Source organism: Agromyces seonyuensis, from assembly GCF_009789225.1.
Classification (GTDB): Bacteria; Actinomycetota; Actinomycetes; order Actinomycetales; family Microbacteriaceae; genus Agromyces; species Agromyces seonyuensis.
The window spans coordinates 1-26,617 of sequence record NZ_WSTA01000027.1 but is presented as its reverse complement, the minus strand read 5'-3'; the positions used below and the strand labels follow the sequence as shown (position 1 = coordinate 26,617).

At 72.9% G+C, this 26,617-nt stretch carries 26 protein-coding genes; 5 read left to right on the top strand and 21 right to left on the bottom strand.

Going from position 1 to position 26,617, the window contains the following annotated elements; translation table 11 throughout:
• Positions 1-125: 125 nt before the first annotated feature.
• Positions 126-653, bottom strand: coding sequence for a hypothetical protein (locus GB864_RS07925; protein WP_160423830.1), 528 nt, complete (start codon positions 651-653; stop codon positions 126-128).
• A gap of 96 nt (positions 654-749) precedes the next feature.
• Positions 750-1,943, bottom strand: coding sequence for an MFS transporter (locus GB864_RS07920; protein ID WP_160423829.1), 1,194 nt, complete (start codon positions 1,941-1,943; stop codon positions 750-752).
• A gap of 201 nt (positions 1,944-2,144) precedes the next feature.
• Between GB864_RS07920 and GB864_RS07915 the strand changes: the two genes are divergently transcribed.
• Complete coding sequence (locus GB864_RS07915; RefSeq protein ID WP_160423827.1) at positions 2,145-2,426, top strand: hypothetical protein; 282 nt, start codon at positions 2,145-2,147, stop codon at positions 2,424-2,426.
• A 99-nt stretch (positions 2,427-2,525) separates the two neighbouring features.
• Here the strand turns inward: GB864_RS07915 and GB864_RS07910 are convergent, their stop codons facing one another.
• The 7 genes from GB864_RS07910 to GB864_RS07880 form a co-directional block, all read right to left on the bottom strand.
• Positions 2,526-2,951, bottom strand: a complete 426-nt coding sequence (locus GB864_RS07910; protein WP_160423825.1) for a DUF2255 family protein — start codon at positions 2,949-2,951, stop codon at positions 2,526-2,528.
• A 98-nt stretch (positions 2,952-3,049) separates the two neighbouring features.
• On the bottom strand, positions 3,050-4,249 hold the full coding sequence (locus GB864_RS07905; protein ID WP_160423823.1) for a YihY/virulence factor BrkB family protein: 1,200 nt from the start codon (positions 4,247-4,249) through the stop codon (positions 3,050-3,052).
• Positions 4,250-4,313: 64 nt separating this feature from the next.
• Positions 4,314-5,123, bottom strand: a complete 810-nt coding sequence (locus GB864_RS07900; RefSeq protein ID WP_160423822.1) for a hypothetical protein — start codon at positions 5,121-5,123, stop codon at positions 4,314-4,316.
• A gap of 183 nt (positions 5,124-5,306) precedes the next feature.
• On the bottom strand, positions 5,307-6,824 hold the full coding sequence (gene araA / locus GB864_RS07895; protein ID WP_160423820.1) for an L-arabinose isomerase: 1,518 nt from the start codon (positions 6,822-6,824) through the stop codon (positions 5,307-5,309).
• A 45-nt stretch (positions 6,825-6,869) separates the two neighbouring features.
• Positions 6,870-8,498 (bottom strand): xylulokinase, encoded by a 1,629-nt coding sequence (locus GB864_RS07890; RefSeq protein WP_160423818.1) that lies wholly within the window; start codon positions 8,496-8,498, stop codon positions 6,870-6,872.
• Positions 8,495-9,226 (bottom strand): L-ribulose-5-phosphate 4-epimerase, encoded by a 732-nt coding sequence (locus tag GB864_RS07885; RefSeq protein ID WP_160423816.1) that lies wholly within the window; start codon positions 9,224-9,226, stop codon positions 8,495-8,497. Before GB864_RS07885 ends, GB864_RS07890 begins: the two co-directional genes overlap by 4 nt.
• 223 nt (positions 9,227-9,449) lie before the next feature.
• A complete protein-coding gene (locus GB864_RS07880) occupies positions 9,450-10,469 on the bottom strand; it encodes a LacI family DNA-binding transcriptional regulator (protein WP_160423814.1) in 1,020 nt (339 codons plus the stop codon).
• A 224-nt stretch (positions 10,470-10,693) separates the two neighbouring features.
• On the opposite strand from GB864_RS07880, the gene GB864_RS07875 reads away from it, so the two are divergent.
• Genes GB864_RS07875 through GB864_RS07865 form a run of 3 tightly spaced genes read left to right on the top strand, consistent with a single transcriptional unit; the run spans position 10,694 to position 13,054 of the window.
• Positions 10,694-11,098 (top strand): globin domain-containing protein, encoded by a 405-nt coding sequence (locus tag GB864_RS07875; protein ID WP_160423812.1) that lies wholly within the window; start codon positions 10,694-10,696, stop codon positions 11,096-11,098.
• Between the two features lie 4 nt (positions 11,099-11,102).
• Positions 11,103-12,305: a globin domain-containing protein gene (locus GB864_RS07870; RefSeq protein WP_160423810.1), complete on the top strand. Its 1,203-nt coding sequence runs from the start codon at positions 11,103-11,105 to the stop codon at positions 12,303-12,305.
• The gene (locus GB864_RS07865) at positions 12,302-13,054 is read left to right on the top strand and encodes a DivIVA domain-containing protein (protein WP_160423809.1); all 753 of its coding nucleotides are present in this window, start codon (positions 12,302-12,304) and stop codon (positions 13,052-13,054) included. The genes GB864_RS07870 and GB864_RS07865 overlap by 4 nt, the downstream gene beginning before the upstream one ends.
• A 60-nt stretch (positions 13,055-13,114) precedes the next feature.
• Here GB864_RS07865 and GB864_RS07860 read toward each other — a convergent pair whose 3' ends face one another.
• From GB864_RS07860 to GB864_RS07805, 12 genes are all read right to left on the bottom strand, one after another.
• Positions 13,115-14,863, bottom strand: a complete 1,749-nt coding sequence (locus GB864_RS07860) for a beta-galactosidase (protein WP_160423807.1) — start codon at positions 14,861-14,863, stop codon at positions 13,115-13,117.
• A gap of 1 nt (position 14,864) precedes the next feature.
• Positions 14,865-15,494: a bifunctional 4-hydroxy-2-oxoglutarate aldolase/2-dehydro-3-deoxy-phosphogluconate aldolase gene (locus GB864_RS07855; protein WP_160423805.1), complete on the bottom strand. Its 630-nt coding sequence runs from the start codon at positions 15,492-15,494 to the stop codon at positions 14,865-14,867.
• On the bottom strand, positions 15,491-16,477 hold the full coding sequence (locus GB864_RS07850; protein WP_336603921.1) for a sugar kinase: 987 nt from the start codon (positions 16,475-16,477) through the stop codon (positions 15,491-15,493). The genes GB864_RS07855 and GB864_RS07850 overlap by 4 nt, the downstream gene beginning before the upstream one ends.
• Positions 16,474-17,319, bottom strand: coding sequence for a 5-dehydro-4-deoxy-D-glucuronate isomerase (kduI, locus tag GB864_RS07845; RefSeq protein ID WP_336603920.1), 846 nt, complete (start codon positions 17,317-17,319; stop codon positions 16,474-16,476). The genes GB864_RS07850 and kduI overlap by 4 nt, the downstream gene beginning before the upstream one ends.
• A 25-nt stretch (positions 17,320-17,344) precedes the next feature.
• A complete protein-coding gene (gene kduD, locus GB864_RS07840) occupies positions 17,345-18,109 on the bottom strand; it encodes a 2-dehydro-3-deoxy-D-gluconate 5-dehydrogenase KduD (RefSeq protein ID WP_160423803.1) in 765 nt (254 codons plus the stop codon).
• The gene (locus GB864_RS07835) at positions 18,106-19,002 is read right to left on the bottom strand and encodes a fumarylacetoacetate hydrolase family protein (protein WP_336603919.1); all 897 of its coding nucleotides are present in this window, start codon (positions 19,000-19,002) and stop codon (positions 18,106-18,108) included. The genes kduD and GB864_RS07835 overlap by 4 nt, the downstream gene beginning before the upstream one ends.
• Positions 18,999-20,183: a glycoside hydrolase family 88 protein gene (locus GB864_RS07830; RefSeq protein ID WP_160423801.1), complete on the bottom strand. Its 1,185-nt coding sequence runs from the start codon at positions 20,181-20,183 to the stop codon at positions 18,999-19,001. Before GB864_RS07830 ends, GB864_RS07835 begins: the two co-directional genes overlap by 4 nt.
• A gap of 38 nt (positions 20,184-20,221) precedes the next feature.
• Positions 20,222-20,893 carry a ferredoxin-NADPH reductase gene (locus tag GB864_RS07825; protein WP_160423799.1) on the bottom strand — a complete coding sequence of 224 codons (672 nt, stop codon included), beginning with the start codon at positions 20,891-20,893 and terminating at the stop codon, positions 20,222-20,224.
• Between the two features lie 3 nt (positions 20,894-20,896).
• The gene (locus tag GB864_RS07820) at positions 20,897-21,823 is read right to left on the bottom strand and encodes a carbohydrate ABC transporter permease (protein WP_160423797.1); all 927 of its coding nucleotides are present in this window, start codon (positions 21,821-21,823) and stop codon (positions 20,897-20,899) included.
• Positions 21,823-22,773 carry a carbohydrate ABC transporter permease gene (locus GB864_RS07815; RefSeq protein ID WP_160423789.1) on the bottom strand — a complete coding sequence of 317 codons (951 nt, stop codon included), beginning with the start codon at positions 22,771-22,773 and terminating at the stop codon, positions 21,823-21,825. The genes GB864_RS07820 and GB864_RS07815 overlap by 1 nt, the downstream gene beginning before the upstream one ends.
• A 71-nt stretch (positions 22,774-22,844) precedes the next feature.
• Positions 22,845-24,131, bottom strand: coding sequence for an extracellular solute-binding protein (locus GB864_RS07810; RefSeq protein WP_160423788.1), 1,287 nt, complete (start codon positions 24,129-24,131; stop codon positions 22,845-22,847).
• 69 nt (positions 24,132-24,200) lie between these two features.
• Positions 24,201-26,183: a DUF2264 domain-containing protein gene (locus GB864_RS07805; protein WP_160423787.1), complete on the bottom strand. Its 1,983-nt coding sequence runs from the start codon at positions 26,181-26,183 to the stop codon at positions 24,201-24,203.
• Positions 26,184-26,374: 191 nt separating this feature from the next.
• Here GB864_RS07805 and GB864_RS07800 point away from each other — a divergent pair.
• A partial coding sequence (locus GB864_RS07800) for a hypothetical protein (protein WP_419672779.1) occupies positions 26,375-26,617 on the top strand: 243 nt, incomplete at its 3' end.

Genomic DNA, 26,617 nt, shown 5'->3' with positions numbered 1-26,617 from the left:
ATCGGCTCCGGACCTGTCGAACAGGGGTCGACCCGAGGCGCAACCTCTCGACACGGGGCGTCACACGGCCCCGTCACGAGCCCGTCGCGAGCGCCCCTCGCACGGCCCCGCGGCGGGCCCCGGACTCAGTGCAGGGCGCCCTTCAGCACCACGAAGACGAGGCCGAAGCTCGCCGTGCCGAGGGCGCCGAGGATCCGGATCCAGAAGCCGCTGCCGCGGCGCAGGAACGCGATGTAGCCGAGCAGCAGCAGCACGATGATGCCCGCCCAGAGCGCCAGGTTGTTGGCCAACTCGTCGGGCACGAGGCGCGTCACCCCGATGACGAGGAACACGCACGGCACGAGCGCGGAGCTCAGCATCCCGAACGAGTGGCGCAGGGACGCCTCGAACGCCGGGCGGACGCGGGACTGCTGCCCTTCGGCGCCGCCGATCCGGGAGAGGGTTCCCGCGTAGACGTGCGATCCCCAGAACACCAGCACCGTGACGGCGACGGCGACGAGCACCTGCAACGAGGTCTCGCCGTGCGCGGACGAGACCGCGATGAGGCCGCTGACGAGGATCGTGCCGTACACGGCGGCCTCCGTCGCGAACCCCTGCTGGAACCGTCGATGCAGGTCGAGCAGGGTCCGGTCGGCCGGGTGGTCTTCGTCCATGCGGCGATCCTGGCACGCGTGCCGGGCATCGAGCCGGAGCCGGAGCGGGCCGTCCCGAGCGGGCCCTTCCGAGCGGCCCCGTACCGGCCCCTCGGCTCAGTCCGCGGACGCCCGGGGCGCCACGCCGCGCGGCGACGCCTGCGCCGCCCCCGCGAGGCCGATGCCCGCGCACACGAGCACGGCGACGAGGATGCCCGTGGTCGGGCCCGCGGCGCCGATGACCTGCCCCGCCAGGATCGTGCCGCCCGCGTTGCCGACGGCGAAGGCCGAGATGACCCACGCGTTCGCCTCGTTGCCGTGGTGCTCCTCGACGAGGGCGGGCGTGAGGGCGAACACCTGCGCGAGCAGCACGGGCAGCGTCAGGCCGGCGAGCGCCGCGAACACGAGCCAGAGCCCCACTGGCGCGAGGGCGATCGCCGTCGGCAGGTAGCCCGCGGCGAGCACGAGCCCGAGCCGGCGGACGAGTCGCTCGGGCGGGGCGCGGAAGGGGAATCGCGCCGCGAGGAGGGCGCCCACGAGCGCTCCGAGCCCGTTGAGCGCGATCGCCCACGAACTGAGCGCGGGCTCCCCCGCTGCTTCGGCGAACGCGCTCGCCGTGATCGTCAGCGCCCCGACCGAGACGGCCATCGTGACGACGAGCACGAGCAGCCGCCGGAACGGCGGGCTGCCGAGCGGGGAGCCGTGCGCGTCGCCGACGGGCGGCAGGATCGGCTCCGCGCGTCGGATGCGGGGGTGGATCGCGAACGCGACCGCTCCGACGAGACCGACCGCCGCCATCGCGAGCACGTTGCCGTCGGCGCCGAAGACGAGGATGCCGCCGGCCGTCAGCAGCGGGCCGACGACGAAGGCGATCTCCTGCACGGCCGCGTCGACGGCGTACGCCGAGGTGCGCTCGCGGGGATCGGGGAAGAACGCGGGCCAGAGGCTCCGCAGCACCGACTCGAGCGGCGGCGTCGCGAGGCCCGCGACGAGGCCGGCGACGAGCGTCGCGACCGGACTGACCGACACGGCGAGCGCGGCCCCCGCGAAGCCCAGGGTGGCGGCCGCCGCCGCGCCCACGAGCACGGGGCGTCGGCGGCCGGTGCGGTCCACGATTCGCGCGAGCACCGGCTGCCCGACCATCCCGCCGACGATGTAGACCGCCGTCAGCGTCGAGGCGAAGCCGTAGCCGCCGCCCGCGTCGAGGACGAGCCGCACGAACGCGAGGGCCGCCATCGACGACGGCAGGCGCCCGACGAAGGACGTGGCGAGGAGGTAGGGAACGCCGCGGACGGCGAGGACGTTGCGCATCGTCATCCATTCGACCACGTGCGGGGGCGGGTGACCGTCGAACGGACGGCGGGACGTCGTGCATCCTCGTCCGTTCGACCACGGGCCGGGCGTCCAGGAGCGGGAGTGTGCGGCATCCCGAGCCGGTGCGCAAGGGGGTTGCCGGGTTCGCGGCGGCCCGGAATCGTGGTTGGTCCGATACCGACGGAAGGGAGCAACCGAATGCTCACGCTGACCGAGAACGCCCAGCACGCGGTGAAGGAGCTCGTCGAGCGCAGCAACGGCGCCGAGGGCGCCGGACTGCGGATCGACGCCGAGGCGCCCGGGTCCGACCGACTCGGGGTGGCCGTCGTCCCGGCCCCCGAGCTGCGGGACGCCACGATCTCGGAGGGCGGTGCGAACGTCTACCTCGGGATGACGGCCGCGACGTTCCTCGACGACAAGGTGCTCGACGCCCATGAGCAGGACGGGCGGGTCGAGTTCGAAGTGCTGCCGCAGGTCTGATCCGGCCTGCGCTTCCCCCGCGACCCCGGTGCGCACGCGCGACCGGGGTCGCGGTGCGTCCGGGCGAAGCACGGGGCCCGGCGCGACCGCGCGACGGCGTCAGAGGGCGAGCGGGTCGAAGCCGGTCGGCGCGGCGCCGCCGGCCCGCGGGATCGCCTCGACGCGGACCGTGACGAGCTTCGAGTCGGGACCGACGACCTCCGCGAGACGCTCCAGCCCGTACTGCGCGTACTTCGCGCGGTACGCGGCGGCGACCGCGGTGGGGTCGGCGTCGAAGGCCTGGAAGCAGCGCACCTCGCGCACGAACGACTCGCCGACGCGCAGCCGCCCGTCGCCGAACGTCCGGGAGGGGCGGTACCACCCGCCTTCGGCATCGTGGGAGGTGCGCACGTAGAGGTCGGCGCCGACCCGCACCACCCAGCCCGTGATCGGCGGGTGCAGTTCGTGGTGCTCGTCGTAGGTCGCGAGCTCCACCTCGTCGGCGGTCGCGATCTCCTCGATCTCCCACTCGTTCCAACCGGTCATCCGTTGCCTCCCCGCTCCGGCGCCTGGCGATCGCACAGTGTCCCCCGGTGCGGCCGCTCCGGCACAGTCAAGCACGAGCACGCCGGAGCGGTCGTGGATCAGCTGCGGTCTCCGCCGAACCGGGCACCGATCGCGGCGGCCGTGGCGGCGAAGAGGGCCGCCGCGCCCAGTACGGCCGCGCTCCGCGCCCCGCGTCGACGACCGGCCTCCTCCGCGGCCGCAGCGCGCTCGTCCTCGGGCGCGCGCACGGGACGGCGGGCGGCTTCCGCGTCGAGCCGGAGCCGCCTCCCGGCTTCGACATCGGCGAGTTCGCGGAGCGCGAGCTTGCGGATCGCCGCGTCGTCGCGCACGGGCGCGGCGAGCCGGTCCTCGGCCGTCATCCCCGACTCGAGCTCGCGGACCCGCTCGACCTCGGCGTTGAGTTCGGCCCCGAGCAGGAGGGCGAGGTTCACGATGTAGACCCAGAGCAGGAAGACGATGACGCCGGCGAACGCGCCGTAGGTGCGGTCGTAGTTCGCGAAGTTGCCGACGTAGAAGCCGAAGCCGAGCGTCGCGATGCCGAGCACGATCACGGCGAGCAGTACGCCGGGGAGCACCCAGCGGAAGCCCGCGGCCTTGCGGTTCGGGCTCGCCCAGTAGAGCAGGCCGATGCCGAGCAGCAGCGCCAGCAGCAGCACCGGCCACTTGAGGAACTCCCACACGGTCTGCAGGGTGCCGCCGAGGCCGAGGTAGGTGCCGATGACCTCGGCGATCGGCCCCGAGATCACGAGCGCGAGCGCCACGAAGACGATGACGAGGATCATGCCGAGGGTCGTGGCCAGCTGCACCGGGCGGAGCTTCCAGATGGGACGCCCCTCCTGGATGCCCTGGATGCGGTTCATCGCCCGGCCGAATGCTCCGACGTACGCGGAGGCCGACCAGACCGCCAGGACGAGTCCGATGACGAGCGCCCACCCGATCGCCGGCGCGGAGGCGAACTGCTCGATCGGCGCGCGGACGAGATCGGCGGTGCCGCCCGGCGCGATCTCGTCGACGACGTCGAGCAGGGCGTCCGTCGCCTCCTGGTCCTGCCCGAAGAGACCGAGCAGCGAGGTCAGCGCGAGCAGCGCGGGGAAGATCGAGAGCACGGCGAAGTACGTCAGGCCCGCTCCGAGATCGGTGCAGCCGTCGGCGGTGAACCCGCGCAGGGTGCGCTTGAAGGCGTACCCCCAGGACGCGCCCGACAGCCGCCACGGCCACCGGGGCCCGACCGCCCGGCCGTGCCGATGCGTCGCCGCCGAACCGCGTGCCTCCGACATGCCGCCTCCCCGTCATCCACCCTGCCCCGGGCGGAACGAGGACGGCAAGGGGGTTGCCGCGACGTCAGCGACGGCGGTATGGGCCGTACTCGTCGTTCGGATCCAGCGGCATCGTGCGCTCGAGCTCGGGGTCGAGCCCACCGAGTTCGTCGTGCTCCACGAAGGCGTTCGCGCCCCAGGGGGCCGGGAACTCGCCGGTGGCGGGCTCCTCCTCCTCTTCGCCCGTCGGGGCGACGTAGGTGCCGCGAGCGCGCGGCGGGCCGCCGGCCTCCGCCCAGTCGACCGCGAAGACCGCGTCCTCGTCGTCGTCGTCGACCGTCGGGGCGTCGGCGCCGCCGACGATCGGGATCGCGCCGGTCGTGAGCCCGACGGCGAGGAACGGGCCGGTGGCGGTCGACACGGGCTCGCCGACGGCCGGGAACTGCCCCGTGGCCGCCGGGTCGGCGACGGGCGCGATCTGCGCTGCCGCCGCGTAAGCGCCGAGCCCGCCGACGACGGGCAGCGGGCCCGTGGCGACCGGGACCCCGGGCTGCGACGCGGTCGCGAGGTAGCCGCCGGGTCGGGCCCCGACGCCCACGCCGAGCGCGGGCTGCGCGACCTCGGGGACGGTTTGGGCGGGCTCCGCTGCGGCGGGTGCGGTCGGGATCGGGACGGCGGACTCGTTCGCGGGCTGCGCGGCGCCGGGGCGGAGCAGCGCACCGAGCGCCCAGCCGACGAGCCCCAGGCCGAGTCCGATCATGACGGCGCCGATGCCGGATTCGAACAGGGCGCCGCTGAACTCGAGTTCGGTGAGACCGCCGATGACGACGGCGATGAGGCCGGCGAGCGCGATCAGTCCGCCGACCGCGACGAACGGCACGGTGAGCTTCGACATCGGGCATCCTTCGGGGGACGATGGCGGCATCGGCGGACGACGGGACGGCCGCGATGCCGATTGGGGGCGGGGGCTCCCAGGGTAGCGCCTCGATCCGCTGCTCGCGTGCTCCGCGTCGGAGGGCGTGGACGGACGGACGACGCGCCGAGGGCGGGCCGTCGGCCGGCCCTCGGCGCGCGTGGTTCAGAGCCCCTGCGCGAGGCGGTAGTACGCCTGGTTCCAGCGCACCTCGTCGCGGAAGCCGCGCACGGTGGTGTCCTCGTCGATGACGAGCAGTTCGGTGCGGGCCATCTCGGCGTAGTCGCGGAACACCTCGACGCCGACCGCGGTCGTCATGACCGTGTGGTGGGCCGCTCCGGCGGTGAGCCACGCGGCGGCGCTCGTGCGGAAGTCCGGGGCGGGCTTCCACACGGCCCGGCCCACGGGCAGCTTGGGCAGCGGCGCGGACGGCTCGACGTTCTCGACGACGTTCGCAGTCAGTCGGAACCGGTCGCGGACGTCGCTCAACGCGACGACGAGGGCGGGGCCCGGGTCGGCGGTGAAGACCAGGCGCACCGGATCGTCCTTGCCGCCGATGCCGAGCGGGTGGATCTCCAGGGACGGCTTGGCGGACGTCAGCGAGGGGGAGACCTCGAGCATGTGCGCGCCCAGGATCACCTCCGACCCGGGGGTGAGGTCGTAGGTGTAGTCCTCCATGAGGGAGGCGCCGCCGGGCAGGCCGGCGCCCATGACGTTGGCCACCCGCACCAGGATCGCGGTCTTCCAGTCGCCCTCGGCGCCGAAGCCGTATCCCTCGGCCATGAGGCGCTGCACGGCGAGGCCGGGCAGCTGCTTCAGGGCGCCGAGGTCCTCGAAGCTCGTCGTGAACGCCGAGAACCCGCCAGCCTCGAGGAACGAGCGCAGGCCGATCTCGATCGCGGCGCCGTCGCGCAGCGACTGGCGGCGTTCCCCGCCGGCCTGCAGTTCGGGGACGACGTCGTAGAGCTCGTCGTACTCGGCCACGAGGGCGTCGATCTCAGCCTCGGTCGCGGCCTCGACCGCCTCGACGAGCTCGTTGACGCCCCAGGTGTTGACCTGCACGCCGAACACGTGCTCGGCCTCGGTCTTGTCGCCCTCGGTGACGGCCACGTAGCGCATGTTGTCGCCGAAGCGGGCGAGCTTGAGCGTCTTGGAAGCGGCGAAGCCGGCCGCGGCGCGCTGCCACGTCGCGACGTCGGCCTGCACGGCCGGGTCGGACACGTGACCGGCGACCGTCTTGCGCGCCACGCCGAGCCGCGTCTGGATGTACCCGAACTCGCGGTCGCCGTGCGCGGCCTGGTTGAGGTTCATGAAGTCGAAGTCGATCTCGCCCCACGGCAGTTCGACGTTCGCCTGCGTGTGCAGGTGCAGGAGCGGCTTCTGGAGCGCGTCCAGGCCCGCGATCCACATCTTCGCCGGGCTGAACGTGTGCATCCAGGCGACGAGGCCGATGACCGAGTCGTCGGAGTTCGCTTCCAGCACCGCCCGGCGGATGGCGGCCGAGTCCGTGAGGACCGGCTTCCAGACGATCTTCACGGGCACGGCGGCGCCGAGCTCGGCGGCCACGGCCTGGGACTGCTCGGCGACCTGGCGGAGGGTCTCCTCGCCGTAGAGGCCCTGGCTGCCGGTGAGGAACCAGACCTCGTAGCCGTCGAACGAGGTGGTGAGCGGTGTACGCGTCATGTGGGATGCCTTTCGGTGTCGGTGGGGATCGGTGGAGGCTCCGCGCTACAGCGCGCGGACGGCCGCGGCCTCGGCGGCGAGGCCGGCGCGATAGCGGTCGAGATAGGCGGCGAACCCGGCGACGTCGGCCGGATCGGGGTCGGCCACCGCGACGGGCGCGTCGGCGAAGACGCGCTCGTCGAGGTAGGCGCCGAGGCCCTGCCCGTCCGCGGCGGCCGGGAGGTACGAGGCGAGCACGGCGATGCCCCAGGCGCCGCCCTCCGACGCCGTCTCGCCGACGGCGACCGGCGCGTCGAGGGCGCCCGCGAGGAAGCGCTGCGCGACGCCCGCGGTGCGGAAGACCCCGCCGTGGGCGAACATGCGGTCGAGCCGCACGCCCTCGCCGTCGAGCACGCGCATGCCGAGCGCGAGCGTGCCGAACACGCCGTAGAGCTGCGCCCGCATGAAGTTGGCCAGCGTGAACCGGGACTCCGGAGTGCGGACCACGAGGGGCCGCCCCTCGACGAGGTCTGTGATCGGCTCGCCGGCGAGGTAGTTGTACGCGAGCATCCCGCCGGCGTCGGGCTCGCCCGCGAGCGCCTCCTGGAACAGCGCCTCGAACACGGCGTCGCCGTCGATCGGCGTCCCCGCCGCGACCGCGAAGCGCTCGAACAGCCCTGCCCAGGCGGCGAGCTCGCTCGCGCCGTTGTTGCAGTGCACCATCGCGACCGGGTCGCCGGCCGGCGTCGTCACGAGATCGAGCTCGTGGTGGACGCGCGCGAGCGCTCCCTCGAGCACGACCATGGCGAAGATCGACGTGCCCGCGCTGACGTTGCCGGTGCGCGGGGCCACCGCGTTCGTCGCGACCATGCCCGTGCCGGCGTCGCCTTCGGGCGGGCACAGCGGGATGCCCGGACGCAGCGCGCCCGTCGGATCGAGGAAGGCCGCGCCCTCCGCCGTGAGCGCACCGGCCGGCGCACCCGCGGGCAGCACTTCCGGCAGCAGGTCGGCGAGCGAACCGGCGAGCGCCGTGCCGGCCGCGAGGCCGTCGTAGACCCCGAGCAGACGGGCGTCGTAGGCGGGCGCGGCGCCCGCCGCCGGGGCGGCGATCGGGAACATCCCCGAGGCGTCGCCCACGCCGAGCACGTCGCGGCCCGTCATACGGCGGTGCACGTAGCCGGCGAGGGTCGTGATCGAGCGGATGTCGGCGACGTGCGGCTCCTCGTCGAGCACGGCCTGGTGCAGGTGCGCGATCGACCAGCGCAGCGGGATGTTCACCCCGAAGTTCTCGCTGAGCTCGGCCGCGGCGGGGCCGGTCGACGTGTTGCGCCACGTGCGGAACGGCACGAGCAGCTCCCCCGCGCCGTCGAACGCGAGGTACCCGTGCATCATCGCCGAGACGCCGATCGCGCCGAAGGTCTCGGGCACGACCCCGTAGCGGCCGCGCACCTCGGCGACGAGCTCGGCGTAGGCCGCCTGCAGCCCGGTCTCGACCGCGGCGAGGGAGTACGTCCAGCGCCGGTCGACGAACTCGTTCTCCCACTCGTGGCCGCCGACCGCGAGCACGAGGGTCGGGTCGTCGGCGTCGACGAGACACGCCTTGATACGGGTCGAGCCGAACTCGATGCCGAGGGCCGTGCGGCCCGCGAGGATCGCCTCGCCCGCGGCATCCGGGTCGGTCGCCGTCCCGCTCATCGCGCCGCCTCCTCATCCCGACGGGCATCCCCCGACTGCCCGTACACGTTCTGGTAGCGGTGGTAGAGGGCGTCGATCGACTCCTGGGGGATCGGGACGAGCGGGCCGGCCGCACGGGCGTGGTGCACCGTGCGGGCCACGTCCTCGACCATGACCGCCGCCTTGACGGCATCCTTCGCGTTCACGCCGATCGTGAACGGGCCGTGGTTCTGCATGAGCACCGCCCGCGAGCGGTGCCCGCTCAGCGTCTCGACGATGCCGCGTCCGATCGAGTCGTCGCCGATGATCGCGAACGGGCCGACCGGGATCGGTCCGCCGAACTCGTCGGCCATCGCCGTGATCACGCACGGGATCTCCTCGCCGCGCGCCGCCCACGCCACCGCGTAGGTCGAATGCGTGTGCACGACCCCGCCCACGCCGGGCAGGTTGCGGTACACGTAGGCGTGCGCCGCGGTGTCGCTCGAGGGGCTCCGCTCGGACCCCGGCGTGCCCGGCACCACGTCGCCGTTCAGGTCGCACAGGATCATGTTCTCGGGCGCCAGGTCGTCGTAGGAGACGCCGGAGGGCTTGATCACGAACAGGTCCGCGCCGGGCACGCGGCCCGAGACGTTGCCGCCCGTCCACACGACGAGCCCGTAGCGGACGAGTTCGGCGTGCAGGCCGGCGACCTCCTCGCGCACCCGCGCGATCGCCGCGTCGAGTCTGGCCGTCCGTTCCGTGTCGGTCATGTTCCCTCCAGTTCGCTGGTGCCGCAGGCTCGGCATGACGGGCGACGATCGCGGTGGACGGCGCAGTGCCGCTCGCCCGTTCTCTTCGTCGAGACCGTCAGGACCGGCCTGGATGACGGCCCGCGCCGGGTGCCCGGGCCGCAATTGTTCGCGCTAACAATAGTAGATCACGAGCACGTTCCCGGGTGGGGTTCCGCTCGGAACCAACGGGACGGACGGACGCTCAGCGGCGCGGAGCGGCGGTCGAGGCCCGCAGCATCAACCGCGGCGCGATGCTGTCGTGCTCGGCGTACTCCTCGCCGTCGATCGCCGCGATGAGGATCCGCATCGCGAGCGCGCCGAGCGAGTCGAAGTCCTGTCGGACCGTCGTGAGCGGCGGCAGGAAGTGGCGCGCGTCGGGCAGGTCGTCGAAGCCGACGACGCTCACGTCGCCGGGCACGTCGATGCCCCGCTCGGCGAGGCCGTGGACGACGCCGAGGGCCATCTGGTCGTTCGCCGCGAACACCGCGGTCGCGTTCGACGCATCGAGCGACGAGCCGAACGCGTAGCCGAAGTCGCTCGTCCAATCGCCCACCGTCGGCGGCGTGATCGCGAGCCCGGCGTCGGCGAGCGCGTCCCGCCACCCCTGCGCCCGCGCCCGGGCGTCGAACCAGTCCTGCGGCCCGGCGAGATGCACGATCGATCGGTGGCCGAGCTCGATGAGGTGCATCACCGCCGCCATCGCCCCGGCGCGCTGGTCGACCGCGGCGGTGTGCATCTCCGGATCGGACTCGGCCTTGATGACGAGGGTCGGCAGGCCCTCCCGGTGCCGACGCAGCCGATCGAGCGACGACGACCGCGGAGCGATGACGCAGAGGGCGTCGACCCCCTGCGCGACGAGCGCGCTCAGGCCGGCGTCGATGCCGGCCGACGGTTCGTCGGAGATCGAGAACGCGCTGATCGCATAGCCCGCGTGCCGCGCCGCGCCTTCGAGGGCGCGCAGTGTGCTGTTCGGCCCCCACTGGAGCGGGCTGTCGACGAGGACGCCGATCCGCATCGTGCGGTTCGTCGCGAGCGCCCGGGCGATCGACGATCGGGTGTAGTTCATCTCGTCGATCGCGCGGAGCACGCGCTCGCGCGTCGCGGGACGGATGTTGGGATGCCCGTTGAGGACGCGGGAGACCGTCATGTGCGAGACGCCCGCGAGGTCGGCGACGTCGTAGATGCTCGGGCGCTGCCGACCCGGCCGCTCCTGCTCCGTCATGGTGCTCCACATCGTAGGGCGTCGCCCCGGGCGGCGCCGTCGGCCCGCTCGATCGGATGGGTCGCCGGAACGGCCGATTCCGCCGACGATTGCTCAGCTCTGCCGGTCCTGCCCGACGAATGCGGTCCCGAACCCGAATTCCTTTGATCCGGGCGATTCCGTACTGCTAAGAAAGTCACGGCGCCTCCCCCGACGCCCTCCCCCGACCCGAACGGATCAAGCCAGTGACTTCTCTCGACGTGCACTCCGAACCCGAAGCTCAGAGCGACTACGCGGCCGTCGGCGGCGGCGCGGCGGTCTCCGTCGTCGTCAACCGGTTCTACGAACTGGTGCTCGCCGACGACTCGCTCGCCCACCACTTCGACGGCGTCGAGATGGCGCGCCTCAAGCGCCACCAGGTCGCGCTCGTCTCCCAGGTGATGGGCGGCCCGGTCGCCTACGAGGGCCGCGACCTGCGCACCGCCCACGAGGGCAAGGGCATCACCGGCGAGCAGTTCGGCGCGGTCGCCGGGCACCTCATCGCCGCCCTCGCCGAAGCCGGCGTGCCGGCCGAGATCATCGACCGCACGGTCGCCGCGGTCGCCGCCACCCAGCCCGACGTCGTCGAGGTCCCGTCGACCGAAGCGTGACCGCGTGGACACCGCAGCACTGAAGCACACCTGGTCCCTCGCCGAGTCGCTCGGCGACGAGGTCCCGCTCTTCTTCTACTCGCACCTCTTCTACACGCACCCCGAGATCCGGTCGATGTTCCCGGTCGCGATGGCGACCCAGCGCGACCGGCTCGTCGGCGCGCTCGGACGCATCGTGTCCAAGGTCGACCAGCTCGACGAGGTGGTCGCGTTCATCCAGCAGCTCGGACGCGACCACCGCCGGTTCGAGGTCATCGCCGAGCACTACGACGCCGTCGGCCTCTCGCTCCTGACGACGCTGAAGCACTTCCTCGGAGAGCTCTGGACCGCCGAGCTCGCCGCGGACTGGGCGGCGGCGTACGGCGTGATCGCGACGACGATGGTGCAGGCCGCCGAGGAGTCCGAGCGCACCAGCCCGGCATCCTGGGCGGGCCACGTCACCGCGGTCGAGCGCCGCAGCATGGATGTCGCGGTCGTCCACGTCCGGCCCGAGCCCGACCTCCCGTTCGAACCGGGGCAGTCGTTCGCGGTCGAGTCGCCCTACACGCCGCGGATGTGGCGCTACCTCAGCCCGGCCAACGCGCCCCGAGCCGACGGCTCGCTCGAGTTCCACGTGCAGCTCGTCCCGGGCGGCCAGGTCTCCGCGGCCATCGTGCGTCAGTTGCAGGTCGGCGACGTCCTGCGCCTCGGTGCGGCCGTCGGCAACGAGCTGACCCTCCGCGAGGAGGACCACGGGCGCGATCTCGTGCTCGTCGCGGGCGGCACCGGCTTCGCCCCGCTGCGCGCGCACCTCGAACGCATCGACCACGAGTGGCAGGCGACCGGGTACGCCCCGAACGTGCGGCTCTTCCACGGCGCCCGCGTGCCGTGGAACCTGTACGAGCACCCGCTGCTGCAGCGCCTGAACGCGCGGCCGTGGTTCACCTACACGCCCGTCGTGTCGGAGGACCCGAGCTACCCGGGACGCACGGGGCTCATCGGCGATGTCGTCGTCGCGGACGGCGTCGCCCCCGGGTCGCTCGTCATGGTGTGCGGCTCCCAGTCGATGGTGCAGCACACCGTCGCGCGGCTGCGCGCCTACGGCGTGCCGGCGTCCGACCTGCGCTTCGAACTGTTCGCCCGGCTCGACGACGTGGGCACCGCCCCGCACACGGGCCTGCCCGATCCCGCCTCCCAGCCCACTGCAGCGATGGAAAGCCCCCGATGATCCCCAGTTGGAACGACGTCGAGCCTCAGATCCCGACACCGCCCGCACAGGAGGGCGACCTCGTCGGGGCGGTGTCGCGGCTGCCGGAGATCGGCACCGTCGGCTTCCTCATGCGCCAGACCGGCGGCTACGACCGCCTCGAGGTCGACGAGTTCCTCTCGGAGCTCGGTCAGACGGTCGACGCGGTGCGCACGGCCCTCGAGCAGGACCGACGCGAGCTCGCCGAGCTGCGCGCCGAGAACCTGCGGCTGCTCGCCACGAACGATGCCGAACTCGAGCACGAGGTCACGCTCGGCGCCGTCGGCCTGCTCTCGCAGGCACAGGTCATCGCCGACAAGGCGGTCGCCGACGCCGAGCAGTACGCCCGCGATCTCGTGCTCACTGCGCGCGCCCAATACCGCGAGCGGATGGAGCAGCACGCGGCCGCGGCGCAGGAGGAGTCCGACCGGCCCGAGGCCGGAGCCCCCGCGGCGCCGGCTCCGTCGATCCCCGAGATCGAGTTCGTGCGCACGTACGCGCAGGTCGCGCAGATCCAGCTCCGTTCGGTGCTCGACGCGCTCACCGAGCAGGTCGATCGCCTGGGCACGCTGCCGCACCCGGAGCCGCTGCCCGTCGCGACCGTCGCGGCGGCCGAGTCGGCCCCGGCCGCCGCGACCGCCGACGAGTCGGCCTTCGACGGCGAGCCGGACTGGCTGCCCGCGGTGCCGCCGCGTCCGACGATGGGGCGCTCGACGTACATCACCCCGTAGCGCGGACGGAGGGTCCGTCCGGACGGACGGACCCTCCGCCTCGCCCGGTCGTCCGGCGGTCTACTCCTCCGTGGGCCCGAGGAGCGGACCGGGCACGAACCGCACGGCGGTCGCGACCGGCGCCTCCAGCTCCACGAGCGTCAGCGTGTTCGCCCCGGCGCGGAGCACCGGCGCGGGGACGTAGAGCGTCTGCTGCGGGCCGCTGCGCCAATAGCGGCCCAGCAGGAATCCGTTGACGAGGGCGAATCCCTTACCGAGCTCTCCGGTGTCGAGGAAGAGGTCGGACTCCCCGTCGACGACGAACTCGCCGCGGTACGCGAACGGCCCGTCGAGCGCCGCCTCGCCCGCGGTCGGGTCGCCGGCGGGTCCGCCGGGAGAGCCGGCCTCGTCGAGGACGATCGGCGTCGCCGTCCACCCGGTGAGCGGCGCCCCGTCGAGCGTCGGCTGCCCGAGGAGCCCCTTCGACTCGCCGAGCCGGTCGGCGTAGTTCACGCGGCCCTGCTCCTCGACGAGCAGTCGGAGCGAGCGCCCCGGCGGCAGCCGCAGCGACCGCTCGTGCCGGGTGCGCGAGAGCGTGCCGATCGGCACGCCGTCGAGCGTGGCCCACGCCTGGTCGCGCACGTCGTCGAAGGCCAGGATGCGCGGCCCCGGGGCATCCGGGAGTTCGGTCTCGTACGCGACGAGCGCGCCCAGGTGCCCGAGCTCCTCGAACGTCGGCGGCCGCTCGCCGGTGACCGGCTCGCCGAGGGTCCACGCCGCCGGGATGCGCTCGATCGCCACCTCGAGGGACGGCGCCGGCCCCGCGACGGCGGGCGTCTCGGCCGGCACGGCCGCGTACCGGGCGATCACGTCGCGGTAGGCGAAGTACTTCTCGGTCGGCTCGCCGCGCTCGTCGAGCGGAGCGTCGTAGTCGTAGGAGGTGACGATCGGCAGGTAGCGACCCTTGTCGTTGGCACCGTTGGTGAGCCCGTAGTTCGTGCCGCCGTGGAACATGTAGAAGTTGACGCTCGCGCCGGCGGCGAGCAGGGTCTCGAGCTCGGCGGCCGAGTCGGCGGCGGGCGTCGTGTGATGAGCGTTGCCCCACCAGTCGAACCAGCCGTCCCAGAACTCGGCGCACATGAGCGGACCCGTCGGCTGGTGGCGCCGCAGCACGGCGAGGCGCTCCGCGGCGCGCGAGCCGAAGGACCCGGTGAGGTGGGCGCCCGCGACGGCGCCGTCGGCGAGCATCCGGTCGGTGGGCTGGTCGATCGTCGTGAGCGGCACCGTGATGCCGGCCTCGCGCGTGACGGCGACGAGGTGCTCGAGGTAGGCGGTGTCGTCGCCGTAGGCGCCGTACTCGTTCTCGATCTGCACGAGCACGACCGGCCCGCCGTGTTCGATCTGCCGGGGCGCGACGATCTCGTACACGCGGCGCAGATAGGCGGTCGCTTCGGCGAGGTAGGCCGGTTCCGAGCGGCGCAGGCCGATTCCCGGGATGCCCGTGAGCCAGACCGGCAGGCCGCCGTTGTGCCACTCGGCGCAGATGTAGGGACCGGGCCGCACGATCGCGTGCAGCCCCTCCGCGGCGACGAGGTCGAGGAAGCGGCCGAGGTCGTTGGCGCCCGTGGCGTCCCACTCCCCGCGGCGCGGCTCGTGCGCGTTCCACGCGACGTAGGTCTCGATCGTGTTGAGCCCCATGAGCCGGGCTTTGCGGATGCGGTCCGCCCACTGCTCGGGGTGCACCCGAAAGTAGTGGAGCGCCCCCGAGAGGATGCGGTGAGGCTCCCCGTCGAGGAGGAAGTCGGTCTCGCCGACGGCGAAGGTCCCCACGTCAGCCCTTGCGCGCGGCGAGGAGGTCGGCGAGCCGCGCGAGCTGGGCGTCGTCCTCGAGGGCGGAGCCGACGGCGACGACGCGCACGCCCGCGTCGAGGAACTCCCCGGCGTTGCCGGCGTCCATGCCGCCCGTCGCGACGAAGCGCACCTGCGGGAACGGCCCGCGGACGTGCTTGAACCAGCCCGACCCGAGCCACTGCGCCGGGAACGCCTTGACCCACGTGAGCCCGAGCGCCACGGCCCGCTGCACCTCGCTCGGCGTCGCGACGCCGGGCAGGATCGGCAGGTCGGCCTCGGCGGCCGCGCGCACGACGAGGGGGTCGAGGCCCGGCGAGACGAGGTAGCCCGCGCCCGCGCCGGCCGCCTGGTCGACCTGCTCGGGCGTGATGACGGTGCCCGCACCGACGACGGCGCCGCGCTCGCGACCGAGCCGCGCGATCTCGCGGAGGGTCTCGACGTCCTCGGCGGACTGGATCGTCACCTCGACCGAGTCGAGGCCGAGGTCCCACGCGGTCGTCGCGACGCGCACGGAGCGCTCGAGCCCCATGCTGCGCAGGATCGCCATGAGCGGTGCCTGGGCGAAGAGGTCGTCGAAGAAGCCGGCGTCGGTCGCGGTGAGGTCGGTCATCGGAGTTCGCTTTCGTCGCGGCGCGGCTCGGCCGCGCGTTCGTCGTCGGGGAAGTCCCCCGTGGTCAGGAGGGTGAGTGCGGCGCGGTCGTGGCCGGCCGCCAGACGCTCGGCGGGCGCGGCCCCCGCGAGTCGGGCGGCGAGGTAGCCGCCGGCGAAGGCGTCGCCCGCGCCGACGGGCTCGACGACGTCCACGACGTGCGCCGGCACGAAGGTGGCGCCGCCGGCATCGAAGTGCGTCGCGCCGACGTCGCCGTCCTTGACGACGAGTTCGGCCGCGTCCGGCAGCTGGGCGCGGATGCCGTCGGCGTCGACCGCGCCCCACAGTCCCTCGGCCTCGTCGCGGCCGACGAACACGAGGTCGGCGCGGCGCGCGAGCGCGAGCAGCACGGGCCCCGCCGTCGCGGCATCCCAGAGCGCGGGCCGGTGGTTGACGTCGAAGCTCACGGGGATGCCCGCCGCGCGGGCCCGGTCGACGAGCCGGTCGAGGAACGCTGGCGCGGTGCCCGTGAGCGCCGCGGTGATGCCCGAGACGTGCACGATCGCGACGCCGTCGAGGTCGATCGCGTCGGCGTCGGCGGGGTCGAGGCACGAGGCCGCCGACCCGGCGCGGTAGTAGTGCACGCCGGCGCCCGGGTTCTTCACGTAGAGCCCCGTCGGGTGCGCGGGGTCGACGCGCACCTCGCGGAGGTCGATGCCCCGGCCCGCCAGCACCGCGGCGATGCGCCGGCCGAGCGGGTCGTCGCCGAGCCGGCTCGCCCAGCGCACGGGGTGCCCGAGCGCGGCGACGTGCGCGGCGACGTTCGACTCGGCGCCGCCGGCGTCGATGCGGAACGCCCGGGCATCCTCGACCGGCTCGGCGACGAGCGGCGACACCATCGCCATCGTCTCTCCCGCGGCGAGCAGGGCGCCCGTCGGGGCGCCCGCCGCACCGGGCCCGGTCGCGGGTCGGGCGGCGGGTCCGGTCGTCTGCGCGGGGGTCACTTGAGCTCGGTGACGGGCGCCGCATCCATGTCGTCGAACGCCTGGTTCTCGCCCGCCATCGCCCACACGAACGAGTACGCGGCCGTGCCGACGCCCGAGTGCAGCGACCAGCTCGGCGAGATGACGGCCTGGCGGTCGGCGACGACGAGGTGGCGCGTCTCGTCGCGCTCGCCCAGGAGGTGGATGACGCGGGCGTCGGCGGGCACGTCGAAGTAGAGGTAGCACTCGGTGCGGCGGTCGTGCGTGTGCGCCGGCATGGTGTTCCACATCGAGCCGGGGTGCAGCTGCGTGACGCCCATGACGATCTGGCAGCTCTGCACGCCGTTCTCGTGGATGTACTGGTTGAGCGTGCGGCGGTTGGAGGTGACCTGGTCGCCGAGCTCGCGCACCGTGCCCTCGCCGGGCGAGACGAGCGCGGCCGGGTAGGCGGTGTGCGCGGGCGCGGAGAACAGGTAGAACTGCGCGCCCGAGCCGACCCCGGCGTCCTCGAACACGACGTCGCGGATGCCGCGGCCCAGGTAGAGGCACGCGCCCGTGACGAGCTCGTAGACCTCGCCGTCGGCCGTGACGGTGCCCGCGCCGCCGACGTTGACGATGCCGAGCTCGCGGTGCTCGAGGAAGTACTCGCTGCGGATCTCCGGGTAGCCGGTGAGGGCGAGCGTGCCGCCGTCGGGCACGGCGCCGCCGAGCACGATGCGGTCGTGGTGCGTGTAGACGACGGTCACCTCGCCGGGCACGAACACGTCGGGCACGAGGTAGGTCTCACGGAGGTCCGCGGTCGTCATGCCCGGGATCTGGGCGGGGTTGGTCGCGTAGCGCTGCGGGATGTGCGTCTCGGTCACGGGTTCTCTCCTGGTTCGGTGCGGTTCAGCGGACGAGCCAGCCGCCGTCGACGGGGATCACGGTCCCCGTCACGTAGGCGGCGGCGTCGGAGGCGAGGAAGACGAAGGCGCCCTGCAGGTCGGCGGGAGTGCCCCAGCGTCCGGCGGGGATGCGCGCGAGGATCGAGGCCTCGCGATCCGCGTCGGCGCGGATCGGCGCCGTGTTGTCGGTGGCCATGTAGCCGGGCGCGATCGCGTTCACGGTGACGCCCGAGGCCGCCCACTCGTTCGCGAACGCCTTCGTCAGGCCGGCGACGGCGTGCTTCGACGCCGCGTAGCCGGGCACGAGGATGCCGCCCTGGAAGGAGAGCATCGAGGCGACGTTGATGATGCGGCCGTGCCCCTGCGCGAGCATCCGGCGGCCGGCCGCCTGCGAGAGGTGGAAGACGGAGTCGAGGTTGACGGCGAGCACTTCGTCCCAGTCCGCGGCCGGATGCTCCGCGGCGGGGGCCCGGCGGATGGTACCGGCGTTGTTGACGAGCACGTCGAGCCCGCCGAGGGCGTCGGCCGCCTCGTCGACGGCGGCGGCGAGCGCCTCGCCCGTCGCGGTCGCGAAGTCGCACTGCATGCGGTGCACCCGGCGGCCGGTCGCCTCGATGAGCGCGGCGGTCTCGCTCGCGTCGCCGCGGTCGAGCAGCGCGACGTCGGCGCCCGCCTCCGCGAGGGCGACGGCGGCGCCGCGGCCGAGTCCGCGGCTGGTGCCCGTGACGAGGGCGACGCGCCCGTCGAGCCGGAAGGTGTCGAGGATCATGCGAGTCCCTTCGATGCGTGCGCCGCCGGTTCCGGCGCGATGAAGCGGGTGGTGAGCATGCCGAGCCGCTCGATGCGGACGGTGACGGCGTCGCCCGGCGCGAGCGGCCGATGGGCCTCCGCGGCCTCCGGCAGCTTCTGCGGCGTGCCGGTCGAGATCACGTCGCCCGGCTCGAGGGTCATGACGCGGCTGACGTGGTGCACGACGTACGCGACGGAGAAGATCGTCGTCGCCGTGGACTGCGAGACCGTGACGACGCCGTCGCGCACGACCTCGACGAGGAGGTCCTGCGGGTCGCCGACCTCGTCGGGCGTCGTCACCCAGGGACCGAGCGGGGCGAAGCCGTCGAAGCACTTGCCCATGGCCCACTGGCTCTGCCGGCGCTGCCAGGCGCGGTCGGACACGTCGTTGAGGATCGTGTAGCCGCCGACGCAGCCGAGGGCGTCCTCGAGCGGGACGTTCGACGCCCGGCGGCCGATGACGACGGCGATCTCGCCCTCGTAGTCGACGTCGAGCGAGGCCGCCGGCACCACGACGGGGTCGTGCGGGCCGCCGAGCGTGTTCGGCGTCTTCACGAAGACGTCCGGGAACTCGGGGTCGTCGGTCGTCGGGTCGACGCCGTCGGGCACGTGCCCGCGGTAGTTGTAGCCGAGGCAGACGAGCTTGCCGGGGCGCACGGGCGCCTCGAGTGCGAGGCCGGCCAGGAGCGGGTCGCCGTCGTTCGCGGCCGCGACGGCGCGATCGGCCGCCGCGCGGGCCGCCGGGTCGCCGAGGGCGGCCTCGACCGAGACGACGCCGTAGGGCGCGAGATCGACGACACGGTCGACGCCGTCGACGTCGACCACGACCCCCGGCCGCGGCCCGCGGGGCGTGCGCAGGGCGACGAGCCTCACCAGTACTTCTTCCAGTCCGGGCGAGCGAGGCGCGTGAGCGCCTCGAGGTAGAAGTAGTCGCCCCAGAGCGTGCCCTCGTCGACCCCGTTCTGCTTCGGGAGGTCGTAGACGCTGTGCAGGATGAGCGCGTCGGCGTCCTCCGGCTCGGCGGGGGTGTAGTGCGTGACGAGCGAGGCGAGCATCGACGCGGCGCGCGCCGAGTAGTCGGCCGCGCGCGCGGCATCCGTCTCGACCGAGGCCAGTTCGAGCAGGCCGCAGACGGCGATCGCCGCTGACGAGCTGTCGCGCGGGGCGTCGCTGCCGTCGGTGTAGACGAGGTCCCAGAAGGGCACCTCGTCGGCCGGGAGGTGCGCGAGGAAGTAGTCGGCGCAGCGGCGCGCGGACTCCAGCAGCCGCTCGTCGCCCGTGACGGCGTAGTTCATCGCGAAGCCGTAGACGCCCCACGCCTGCCCGCGCGCCCAGCACGAGTCGTCGAACGCGCCCTGCTCGGTCGCCCCGCGCAGCGGCTCGCCCGTCTCGGCGTCCCAGTAGAACGTGTGGAACGTCGTGTCGTCCTCGCGCAGGATGTGCTCGCGGAGCTGCGCGGTGTGCCGCCGAACGGCGTCGGCGTAGCGCGGGTCGCTCGTCTGCTCGCCGGCCCACGTCAGCAGCGGCATGTTCATGAGGCTGTCGATGATCGTGCGGCCTCGCTGCGCGGGGTCGGCGAGGTCGCCCCAGGCCTGGATGATGCCCGCGGGCTCCAGGAAGCGGCGCATGAGGTGGTCGGCCGCGAGCAGTGAGGCCTCGCGGGCGGCCTCGTCGCCCGTCAGCCGCCACGCGGCGACCGTCGAGAGGGTGAAGAGGAAGCCGAGGTCGTGGGTGTCGAGGTCCTCCTCGGCGCGCACGCGGCGCCCGAAGTCCGCCGTGTCCACGAGGGCCGCGTCGCGGAACGACTCGTCGCCGGAGAGCTCCCAGGCGAGCCAGAGCATCCCGGTGCGGAAGCTCGTGGTCCAGCCGCGGTTGCCGCCCTCGCCGATCGCCCCCTCGGCGGGGCGGAGGCGGTAGCGGTCGTCGACGGTGGTGTCGCCGGGGTAGGACCCGCCGAACGCGGCGCTCGTGCGCCGGATCGTCGACAGGGCCGCCGCGATGGCGGCATCCGTCTCGGTGCTGGTGGTGCCCTGGACGGGCGGGGTCGACGTCATGGAGCAGATCCTTCGGATGGAACGGGCGGGCGGCGCCGTCAGGCGGCGACGGCCTCGTCGAGGTCGAGCACGGGGCGGAGCGTGAAGCGCGAGTTGGTCCACGCGAGATAGAGCACGACGGATGCCGTGATGCCGAGTCCGAGCGCCGGCGCGGTCGTGAAGACCGCGGCCTGCGCCGCGAAGGCGGCGAGCGAGACGGCGCTGAGGTACCAGCGGCGCAGGCCGAGGACGGCCGACGCGCGCAGCAGGTCGCTCCAGCGCGCCGTCGGGGCCTCCGACAGTCCGACGAGGGCGAGCAGCGCGACGATGCAGGTCACGAGCACGAGCACGGCGAGCAGCGGCACGACGAGCACGCCGATCGCCCCGCCCGAGAGCGCCCGCACGTCGACGAGCAGCACGGCCGCCAGGGCCGTGGCGCCCGCCCCGACCACGAGGGCGCGTCGCCAGGTGTCGCGGAGGCCCGCGCCGAAGGCCCGGAGCGTGCCGAGCCCGCCGACGCCGTGCTCCCGGAAGGCCCGGAAGGCTGCCGCGACGCCCGGCGCCGCCAGCGGCGTCGCGAGGGCGATCCACGGCCACGACAGTGCGGGGTCGGTCGTCATGAGCAGTAGCACGAGCGGCAGGCACGCCACGACGAGCAGCAGGTTCGTAACGAGCACGAGCGAGACGAAGCCGAGGATGCCGGCCCAGACCTGGTGGGAGACGCGCTGCACGATTCAGCCCTTCATGCCGCTGGTCGCGATGCCCTCGACGAAGTACTTCTGGCCGAGGAGGAAGATGATCGCGATCGGGATGACCGAGATCGTCAGTCCCGCGAACAGCAGGGCGTAGTTGGTGTCGTAGAGGTTCGAGACGAAGCTCTTCAGACCCAGCTGGATCGTCCACAGGTCGGGGTCGCGCAGATAGATGAGCGGTCCGAGGTAGTCGTTCCAGGTGTTGACGAAGGTCAGGAGCGAGAGGCTCGCGATGGCCGGGATCGACAGCGGCAGCATGATGCGGCGCCAGATGCCGTACTCGCTGAGGCCGTCGAGGCGGGCCGCCTCGCTCAGCTCCTCGGGGATCGTCTCGTAGTACTGCTTCATCAAGAAGACGCCGAACGCGCCGAACGCCTGCAGCAGGATGATCGACCAGAACGTGTTCGACACCTTCAGGTCCGACAGCAGGATGAACTGCGGGATCATGTACGACTGCCAGGGCACGGCGATCGTGCCGACGTAGACGAGGAAGAGCACGTCGCGGCCGGGGAAGCGCATCCGGGCGAAGCCGTATGCGGCGAACGAGCCGGTGAGCACCTGGAGGAACGTCACCGACACGGCCAGGAACAGGGTGTTCCGGATCCAGGTCAGCATGTTCGACTCGGTCCAGATGTCGACGTAGTTCTGCCACACGAACGTCTCGGGGATCCACACGATCGGGACCGAGAAGACTTCGTTGGCCGTCTTCAGCGAGCTCATGACCATCCAGAAGAACGGGGCGAGCAGGCCGATCGCGGCGATGGCGAGCAGGACGTACATCAGGATGCGGCCGGCCGGCCGCAGCTTCGAGGCGCCGGCGGCGCGACGGGGGCGGGGCGCGCTCGAGCCGAGCTTGCGGAGGCCGCCGGGTCGCTCGATCGTCACCATGGCTTCGGTCAGGTTCGACATCAGACGCTCCTCCGCTTGTTCCAGAAGAACTGGATGATCGTGACGACGATGCAGAGGAGGAACAGCACGACGGCCGCCGAGGAGGCGTAGCCGAACTGGGACTCCTCGAAACCCTTGCGATAGATGAACTGCGAGAGCACGAGCGTCGCCTGGCCGGGGCCGCCGTCGGTCATGACCAGGATCAGGTCGAAGACCTTGAACGAGTTGATGGTCAGCATGACGGTGACGAAGAACATGGTCGGCCGCAGGCACGGCAGCGTCACGTTGACGAAGCGCTGCCAGGCGTTGGCGCCGTCGACGCGCGCGGCTTCGTAGAGCTCGCGGGGCACGGTCTGCAGGCCGGCGAGCAGCAGGATCATGTAGTAGCCCATGTCGCGCCACGTGCTGACGATGACGACGGCGGGCATCGCCCACTCCTGGGAAGTGAGCCACCCGGGCGGGTTCTCGATGCCGATCGCCCGGAGCACCTCGTTGATCGGGCCGTAGTCCGGGCTGAAGAGCAGGTTCCACACGACGGCGATCGCGACGATCGACGTGATGTAGGGGAAGAAGGCGGCGGTGCGGAAGAACGCGACGCCGCGCAGCTTCTGGTTGAGCAGCAGCGCGAGGCCCAGCGAGACGGCGATCGTCAGCGGGATGTGCAGCGCCGAGTAGTAGAGCGTGTTCCAGAAGGCGGTGTGGAAGCTGCCGTCGCCGAGGAGGCGCTGGAAGTTCGCGATGCCGACCCAGTCGGCCTTGCCGAAGACGTTCCAGTTCGTGAACGCCATGTAGAAGAGGATGAGCACCGGCACGAGCGTGAGGAATCCGAAGCCGAGGAAGTTCGGCAGGATGAAGCTCCACCCGATGAGGGCGTTGCGGCGTCGCAGTGCGGAGCGGCGCCGACGGGGCGGCGGTGCCGCGGAGGCCGCGGGCGTCGCGATGCCCGTCTCCGGGGCGGCGGTGGTCGTCATGGACGTGTCTCCAGGGTGGGAGGGACAAGGGGGGCGGCCGACCCGGCCTCGCCGGGCCGGCCGCCGGATGGTCAGTCGGTGCCGACCTCGTTGGCGACGCGGTCCTCCGCCTCGGCGATGGCGGTCTTCACGTCGACCGAGCCGGACATGACGGCCGTGTGCAGGTCGCCGAGGATGCCCTGGACGGCCGCCGTCTTGTTCGACGTCGGGTTCTCCGGGAACGTGTCGTGCGTCGACCAGGCGAAGGCCGAGAGCTCGTCGGTCGGGGCGCCGTCGACGGCGAAGTACGTCTCGACGACCGCGTCGTTCGTGAGGGCCGGGGTGATGCCGATGCCCGCCAGGAGCTGGGCGGCCTCTTCGCTCGCGGCGAAGGTCAGGAACTCCTTCGCGGCGGCGACCTTCTCGTCGTCGATGTTCGCGTTGATCGAGAAGCCCGTCGGGTCGCCGAAGGTCACCGGGGTCTCATCGGTGCCCGTGGTCGACGAGTCGAGCTGCGGGATGGGCGCCATACCCCACTCGAAGTCGTCGGCCTCGCCGGACGCCTGCTGCGAGATCAGCGTCGCCGTGAACCAGGTGCCCATGGGCAGCATCGCGGCGTTCTGCTTGCCGAACTCGCCCTGGTAGGTGAGCGAGTTCGCGCTCGAGGTGTTGAAGTCGACCTGCGCGCCGCTGTCCTGGAGGGAGAGCACGCGGTCGTAGTAGTCCTCGAGGTAGCCGTAGTCGCCGTCGAGGATGTCGGCGCCGGTCTGCGCGTTGGCGAAGCCCTGGACGACCGACTGCCAGCGGTGCATGTACGAGCCCTTGGCTCCGCCGAGGCCGGCGGTCAGGTCGGCGGCCGCCGCGTCGTAGTCGTCCCACGTCCAGGTGCCGTCGGGGTAGGCGACGCCGGCCTGGTCGAAGAGGGCCTTGTTGTAGAAGAGGACCCACGAGTCCTGGCGGTACGGCACGCCGTACTGCACGCCGTCGACCTCGTACGAGGAGGCGCCGCCGATGCCCTCGGGCAGTTCGATGTCGGAGACGTCGAGGAGCTGGCCGCCCTCCTGGAAGGTCGTGACGTACTTGACCTCCTTCTGCGTGATGATGTCGGGGCCGGAGCCCGCGGCGAGGTCGGCGGTGACGAGCGTGTTGTACTCGGCCGGGTCGTACTCCTTGAGCTCGATGGTGACGTCGTCGTTCTGCTCGTGGAACGCGTCGGCGAGCACCTGGAACTCGGGGGTGGTGTCGAGGCTCCAGCCGGAAAGGCTGAGCGTGACCGGGCCGCTGGGCTCGGTGGTGGCGGAGTCGCCGCTGCTGCAGGCGGCGAGCGAGAGCGAGGCGACGACGGCGAGGCCGACGACGACCGCGAGCTTGCGCTTCATTGTTGGGTTGCTCCTTTGCAATTGCACGGTTCTGAAGGTGCCGGGCTCCCGGGGGACCCCGAGGTGGTGCTACCGGTCCGCGTCCGCGGGTCCGGAGTGCGTGAGGCGGGTGCTGGTCGCCTCGCCGTCGGGCCAGGAGACCGCGACGGAGGACTGCGCGGCGTCGATCGCGACGCCGGGGATGGCGGTCGCGGCGGGCGCCGCGCCGAGTTCGAGGAGCACGGCGCACCAGGCGCCGGGCACGACGGGCTGCTCCACGACGGGCGTCGCGGCGAGCGGACCGAGGGGGCTCGCGTCGCTCGAGCGGATGACGCGGGCCGCGCCGTCGCCGAGCAGCGAGCGGACGCCGCTGCGCAAAGCGCCGAGTCGCACCTCGGCGGCGCCGGCCTCGGCGGAGGCGGCGACCTCGTCGCCCGCGAGCGGCCAGCCGCCGATGCGGAGCCGGAGCGAGGCGGCATCGACGCCGTCGGCGAGTTCGACGACCCGCACGAGGCGGACCTCCCACGGCCCGCGCACGAGCGAGCGCGTCTCGACCACGCCGGCCATGCGGACGTCGCCGGCGAGCCCGGCGCCGTGGCGATGCTCCGCCGGCCGGGGGTCGATCCAGTGGGCGCGGCTCGAGGACGCGGCGACGCCGAGACGCCCGCCCGCGTCGTCCTGGATGCGCGCCTCCAGGAGTTCCATCGCGGCGCGGTGCGTCGCTCGGTCGTCCTCGTCGACGAGGACGACGGCCTGGTCGAGCGGGGTCTCCCAGGCGTCGGCGTCGAGCAGCGGGCTCGTCGCGGTCGAGTAGCCGAAGCGGGCGTAGAGCGGGGAGTCGCCCACGAGCGAACCGGCGAGGGCCTTGTCGGTGCCGTGGTTGACGATGCGCACGATGCCGTCGTCGGCGGTGCCGGAGACGACCCAGCCCGCGGCGCGGACGACGCGCAGCTCGTCGGCCGTCTCGACGGGCAGCGCCTCGGACGCGGCGGCCCACACGGGGTGGTCGGCCGGCAGCGCGATGCCGAGCAGGCCCTTGACCGCCCAGTAGGGGGAGCCGGGACCGGAGTAGGACTGTGCGAGCGTGCGCCATTCGCCGTGCCAGCCCATGGTGAGCACGTCGTCGGCGTCCGGGGCGCCGTTGGCCTCGAAGTGGGCGACGATCGCGTTCGCCGCGCGGCGGAGGCGGCCGAGGGAGAGGCTCGGCACGTCGGCGATCGCGCCGACCCAGAACGGGGCGGCGGCCGCGTAGCGGTAGATGAGGCTGCGGCCCTGGATGAGCGGGGAGCCGTCGGCGCCGACGAGCGCGATCGCGTCCAGCAGGTAGCGGTCGAGGGCCAGGACGTCGGCGGCGGTGCGCCCGGCGGCGAGCTCCTCGGCACCGGTCATGCGCGACCAGAGCACGGGGTAGACGTGCAGCGCCCAGCCGACGTAGTGGTCGAACGCGCGCTCGGGGCCGTCGGAGAGCCAGCCGTCCTCGTGCACGAGCGAGTCGTGCAGCGCGAGGTCGGCGGCGATGTCGTCGGCCGACCAGGGGCCGCCGACCGAACGCAGGAAGGTCTGCACCACGACGCGGAACCAGAGCCAGTTCGTCTTGGGGTACGTGTCGTCGCCGACGACGGGCGCCAGGTAGTCGATGAGCCGGCCCTGGGTCTGCGCGTCGAGGCGGTCCCAGATCCACGGGCGGGTGAGGTCGAGCACGAGGGCGAGCGAGGCGGCCTCGACCTTCGCCTGGGCGTGCTCGTCGAGACGCACCCAGCGGTCGGCGGCGTCGGGGTCGACGCCCGTGACGATGCCCTGCGCGTAGAAGTCGATGAGATCGTCGACGCCTTCGCCGCGGGCGCCGGCGATGCGGAAGCCCGCGAGGAGGAACGTGCGGGCGAAGCCCTCCAGACCGTCGACTGCGCGGCCGTAGCCGCCTTCGGCGCCGGGGAACGTGATGCGGCCGTGGCCGGTGCTCGCGTAGCGCTGGGCCGCGGCGAGGAGGCGGTCGGCGTACGCGACCCACTCGTCCCGCGACCAGTCGACGCGCGTGTTCGCGTCGGCGTCGGTGCGCTGCAGCTGGACCGTCATCGGTGCTCCCGTTCCTCAAATCGCCATTGAAGCGAGGCCCGCCGAGGCGAGCGTTTTGGAGCGTAGCAACCGTTTTCGATCGATGCAAGTTGCATTCGGAACCGTTATGATCGTTTATGATCGATTGACGGAGTGCGAATGCGAAGCCCTTCGACCCTACGCAACGATCCTTCGACGGAGAGGCGATCACCATGAGCACGGACACCGCCGAGCGGCGCGCACCGGCCTTCCGGGGCGCGCTCGCCGACGAACTGCGCCGACGGCACGGCACGGCCGTCGACGACCTCGTCGGCCTGCTCGCACGGACGCTCGTCTCCCCCGACGCCGCGCTGCCCGTCCCGCCCGCCCGCGACCTCGGTGTCTGGGGCCCCGGCGGCACCGCCGACCGCCTCGCGCTCGACGCCGTCGCCGAACGCGCCGACGCCGAGCGCGGC

Excerpts from the sequence above, each read along its gene's own strand:
- GB864_RS07925 (WP_160423830.1), bottom strand. The coding sequence starts at position 653 with ATGGACGAAGACCACCCGGCCGACCGGACCCTGCTCGACCTGCATCGA.
- GB864_RS07920 (WP_160423829.1), bottom strand. The coding sequence starts at position 1,943 with ATGCGCAACGTCCTCGCCGTCCGCGGCGTTCCCTACCTCCTCGCCACG.
- GB864_RS07915 (WP_160423827.1), top strand. The coding sequence starts at position 2,145 with ATGCTCACGCTGACCGAGAACGCCCAGCACGCGGTGAAGGAGCTCGTC.
- GB864_RS07910 (WP_160423825.1), bottom strand. The coding sequence starts at position 2,951 with ATGACCGGTTGGAACGAGTGGGAGATCGAGGAGATCGCGACCGCCGAC.
- GB864_RS07905 (WP_160423823.1), bottom strand. The coding sequence starts at position 4,249 with ATGTCGGAGGCACGCGGTTCGGCGGCGACGCATCGGCACGGCCGGGCG.
- GB864_RS07900 (WP_160423822.1), bottom strand. The coding sequence starts at position 5,123 with ATGTCGAAGCTCACCGTGCCGTTCGTCGCGGTCGGCGGACTGATCGCG.
- araA (WP_160423820.1), bottom strand. The coding sequence starts at position 6,824 with ATGACGCGTACACCGCTCACCACCTCGTTCGACGGCTACGAGGTCTGG.
- GB864_RS07890 (WP_160423818.1), bottom strand. The coding sequence starts at position 8,498 with ATGAGCGGGACGGCGACCGACCCGGATGCCGCGGGCGAGGCGATCCTC.
- GB864_RS07885 (WP_160423816.1), bottom strand. The coding sequence starts at position 9,226 with ATGACCGACACGGAACGGACGGCCAGACTCGACGCGGCGATCGCGCGG.
- GB864_RS07880 (WP_160423814.1), bottom strand. The coding sequence starts at position 10,469 with ATGACGGAGCAGGAGCGGCCGGGTCGGCAGCGCCCGAGCATCTACGAC.
- GB864_RS07865 (WP_160423809.1), top strand. The coding sequence starts at position 12,302 with ATGATCCCCAGTTGGAACGACGTCGAGCCTCAGATCCCGACACCGCCC.
- GB864_RS07855 (WP_160423805.1), bottom strand. The coding sequence starts at position 15,494 with ATGACCGACCTCACCGCGACCGACGCCGGCTTCTTCGACGACCTCTTC.
- kduD (WP_160423803.1), bottom strand. The coding sequence starts at position 18,109 with ATGATCCTCGACACCTTCCGGCTCGACGGGCGCGTCGCCCTCGTCACG.
- GB864_RS07830 (WP_160423801.1), bottom strand. The coding sequence starts at position 20,183 with ATGACGTCGACCCCGCCCGTCCAGGGCACCACCAGCACCGAGACGGAT.
- GB864_RS07820 (WP_160423797.1), bottom strand. The coding sequence starts at position 21,823 with ATGTCGAACCTGACCGAAGCCATGGTGACGATCGAGCGACCCGGCGGC.
- GB864_RS07815 (WP_160423789.1), bottom strand. The coding sequence starts at position 22,773 with ATGACGACCACCGCCGCCCCGGAGACGGGCATCGCGACGCCCGCGGCC.
- GB864_RS07810 (WP_160423788.1), bottom strand. The coding sequence starts at position 24,131 with ATGAAGCGCAAGCTCGCGGTCGTCGTCGGCCTCGCCGTCGTCGCCTCG.
- GB864_RS07805 (WP_160423787.1), bottom strand. The coding sequence starts at position 26,183 with ATGACGGTCCAGCTGCAGCGCACCGACGCCGACGCGAACACGCGCGTC.